Raw genomic sequence first — 3553 nt, 5'->3', positions numbered from 1 at the left:
CGCCCCGCTGGCGGCCCGCCGCGGCCCCCTCGACGCGGCGGACTTCGACGGGCGGCCCCTGCTGATGTACTCACCCGTGGAGGCCCGCTACTTCCACGAGCTCCTCATCTCCCTCTTCCGCAGGGCCGGCGTCACGCCCGTCTTCACGCAGTACCTCAGCCAGGTGCACAGCCTCCTCGCCCTCGTCGACGGAGGCTGGGGCACCGCACTCGTGCCGGAGGCGGCGACGCGGCTGCGGTACGCGGGTGTCGCCTTCCGGGAGCTGGCGCTCGACAACCCGGCGCCCGTCGAACTCTCCCTGGCCTGGCGGAGGAAGAACGACAACCCCGCGCTCCACGCCCTCCTCGAAGAGCTCTGAACGCCCCAACAGAGCCGACGGGCAAGACGAGTTGAACGGCGTCGCACACGACACCGCCCCGCTCCCGCCCTGTTCGATACCTTCCGGGTATCGGAACATACAAAAGTCAATATGGACGGGAATCACGACGCTCTCTACGGTCGGCTGCTACACCGGCCGTGTGGCCCGCACCACACGGCCGAAGTGCCCTCCCCTCCCACGCAAGGAGCGAGCCGCATGAGAGCTCCCGACCGGCAGGGCGAGTCCGTCACCACCGCGAAAGCCAAGCCGGGCCGGCTGCGGTACGCGATCCTCGCCATGCTCTTCGTCGTCACCACCGTCAACTTCGCCGACCGCTCCACGCTCTCCATCGCGGGCGACGCGATGCAGGACGACCTCGGCATCAGCTCCGGCGAACTCGGCGTCCTCTTCTCCGCCTTCTCCTGGTCCTACCTCGTCGCCCAACTGCCGGGCGGCTGGCTGCTCGACCGCTACGGCTCGAAGAAGGTCTACGGCACCGCGATCTTCTTCTGGTCGGTCTTCACGATGCTCCAGGGGGCCATCGGCTTCTTCGCGGGGGCCGCCGTCGTCCTCCTCTTCGTCCTGCGGTTCGCCGTCGGACTCGCGGAGGCGCCGTCCTTCCCCGGCAACTCGCGTATCGTCGCCGCCTGGTTCCCCACCGCGGAGCGCGGCACGGCGGCGGCACTCTTCAACTCCGCGCAGTACTTCGCCACTTTCGCCTTCGCGCCCCTGATGGGGTGGCTCGTGGTGGCGCTCGGCTGGGAACACGTCTTCACCGTCGTGGGCGGGCTCGGCGTCGTCCTCGCCCTCGTGTGGACGAAGGTCGTCCATCCGCCGCGGAGCCATCCGCGCCTGAGCAGGGCCGAGTTGACGCATCTGCGCGCGGGCGGCGCGCTCGTCGACATGGACCAGCCGACCGTCGACGGGCAGCGGGAGGAGACCACGAGCGCCCGCCGCAACGTGCGCTACGTCGGCAAACTGCTGCGCAACCGCACCATGCTCGGCGTCTTCACGGGGCAGTTCTTCATCAACACCATCACCTGGTTCTTCCTCACCTGGTTCCCCGTCTACCTGGTGCAGGAGCGCGGTATGACGATCCTGGAGGCCGGGTTCGTCTCCTCGCTGCCGGCGCTGTGCGGCTTCGCCGGGGGCGTCCTCGGCGGGTTCCTCTCCGACTGGCTGGGGCGCCGGGGCATGCCGCTCACGGCAGCACGCAAGACGCCGATCGTCGTCGGGCTGCTGCTCTCCACGTCGATACTCGTCTGCAACTACGTGACCGCCGACTGGCTCGTCGTCGCCATCATGTCGCTCTCCTTCTTCGGCAAGGGCCTGGGCGCGCTCGGCTGGGCGGTCATGGCCGACATCTCGCCCCGGCAGATAGCCGGCCTCGCCGGCGGCGTCTTCAACGCCTTCGGCGCGCTCGCCGGCATCGTCACCCCGATCGTGATCGGCTACCTCATCGACGCCACGGGCTCGTTCGACCTGGCCCTCCTCTTCGTGGGGGCGTGCGCGGCGATGGCCGTCGTCAGCTACCTCGTCATCGTCCGGAAGATCGAGCGGATGGAGCTCGACGACATCGACGAATCCGAGGCCGCCTGAGGGCGGTCGACCGGCCACGGCCCGTTCCTCCGGTCCCGGCTGCGGCGGGGCGGCACCGCGCAGTCGGCGCCCCTCGCGAGCAGCCGACCGTCAACTCACCCCGGCCGCACACCCGTTCGCCCGCCCCTCGCCCTCCGCGGAGGCGGCAGGCGGCACTTCGCCTGCCGGCGGTAAGGTCTGCTTGCCGAAGCTGCGGGGAACAGCGGGGAGGAAGAGGACGACGATGGGTGCGCTGAAGCGATACCGGGGCGTACGCGGGGCGACGGTGGCCGCCCTGCTCGCCGCAGCCCTGTCGGGGTGCGTGACGGTGCACGGCGAGACGGCGACGGTGCCGGCGGCCGACCGCGCCGAGGCGAAGAAGGCCCTGGCGAAGTTCACCGCGGCGAACAACCGCGCCAACTCCCGCCTCGACACCGACCTCAACGCCACGATAGAGACCGGCGCCCTCGGCGCCATCGACCAGGCGGGCCTGCGCGCCCGCAAGGGAGCGGGCCAGGACCGCTCGGACGCGTACAAGCCGCTCCGGCTCACCGACGCACGCTTCCTCATCCCCGAACAGGCGGGCTGGCCCAAGTTCTTCGTCGCCGACACCAAGAGCAACCGGCAGGACGACACCCGGTGGCTCTTCGTCTTCCAGCGCAACAGCCACGGCGCCCCCTGGAAGGCGTCCTACCTCGCCGTCGTCGCCGAGAAGCAACTGCCGCGGTTCGCGCGCGACGCCGACGGCCGCGCCAAGGCCGTCGCGCCCGGAGGCGCCGGGCTCGCCACCGACCCTGCGAAGCTCGGCAAGACCTACACCCGCTACCTGGAGGACGGCTCGGGCGACCTCTTCGCCCCGGGCCCCTTCACCGACCGGACGCGGGCCGAGCGCGACAAGCAGCTCAAGCAGACGAACGTACGCAACGAGTACGTCGACCAGCCCGGCGTCGCCCCCCAGTACCCCACCTTCGGCCTGCGCACCAAGGACGGCGGCGCCCTCGTCTTCTTCGCGACGCACCACCACCACAAGCAAACGCTCCCCCGAGGCTACACCCCGCAGATCAAGGACCCGCTCGTCAAAGCCCTGTTGACGGGGAAGCCGCAGCAGTCGGTGACGTTCCAGCGCATGGCGCAGCAGGCGGTGCAGGTGCCGGCGGCCGACGACACCGAGGGCGAGGTCGAGTTCCTCAGCCGCATCCAGGGACTCACCAAAGCCAAGGGGGAGTGAGCCCGCTCACCGAGTGAGCCCGCTCACCGCACGGGCCAGGCGGCCGTCTCCTCGACCGAGTGCGCGGCGCAGGCGTCGGTGAGCGCCTCCAGCAGCGTCAGCGGCTCGGGCAGCGCCCCGCCGGGCTCGGGCTCGCGCAGCCAGCGGACCTCGTTGTCCGCCTCGTCCGCGTGCGCGGTCGCGAGCTTCGCCGGCGGCAGGAGGACGTAGCTTCCCCTGGTGTGCCAACGCAGGCCCGGGTGTTCTTCCTTGGTCTCCGGGTGGCAGTCGAGTTCGCAGGGCCACCACTCGTCCTCGTCCTCGGGGGTGCGGGTGGCGGTGAAGAAGAGCATCCGCTCCCCTCCCGAGAGCGCGACGGGGCCGAGCGCGACCCCCTCCCGCTCCAGCCG

General features: G+C 70.8%; 4 protein-coding genes. 3 read left to right on the top strand and 1 reads right to left on the bottom strand.

Annotated elements, in window-relative coordinates; all coding sequences use genetic code 11:
• The 3 genes from UWG_RS0108470 to UWG_RS0108460 form a co-directional block, all read left to right on the top strand.
• Nucleotides 1-358, top strand: a 358-nt coding sequence (locus tag UWG_RS0108470) for a LysR substrate-binding domain-containing protein (RefSeq protein WP_016906770.1), incomplete at its 5' end; no start/stop codon positions are given.
• A 216-nt stretch (nucleotides 359-574) separates the two neighbouring features.
• Complete coding sequence (locus UWG_RS29725) at nucleotides 575-1957, top strand: MFS transporter (RefSeq protein ID WP_016906769.1); 1383 nt, start codon at nucleotides 575-577, stop codon at nucleotides 1955-1957.
• A 223-nt stretch (nucleotides 1958-2180) separates the two neighbouring features.
• Nucleotides 2181-3164, top strand: a complete 984-nt coding sequence (locus UWG_RS0108460) for an SCO2278 family lipoprotein (protein WP_016906768.1) — start codon at nucleotides 2181-2183, stop codon at nucleotides 3162-3164.
• 23 nt (nucleotides 3165-3187) lie between these two features.
• Here the strand turns inward: UWG_RS0108460 and UWG_RS29720 are convergent.
• Nucleotides 3188-3553: bifunctional DNA primase/polymerase (locus UWG_RS29720; RefSeq protein ID WP_016906767.1), on the bottom strand; the 366-nt coding region annotated here is incomplete at its 5' end.

It is taken from the genome of Streptomyces xiaopingdaonensis (genome assembly GCF_000262345.1).
In the GTDB taxonomy this organism is placed as follows: domain Bacteria; phylum Actinomycetota; class Actinomycetes; order Streptomycetales; family Streptomycetaceae; genus Streptomyces; species Streptomyces xiaopingdaonensis.
This window is presented reverse-complemented; position numbering and strand designations above follow the sequence as displayed.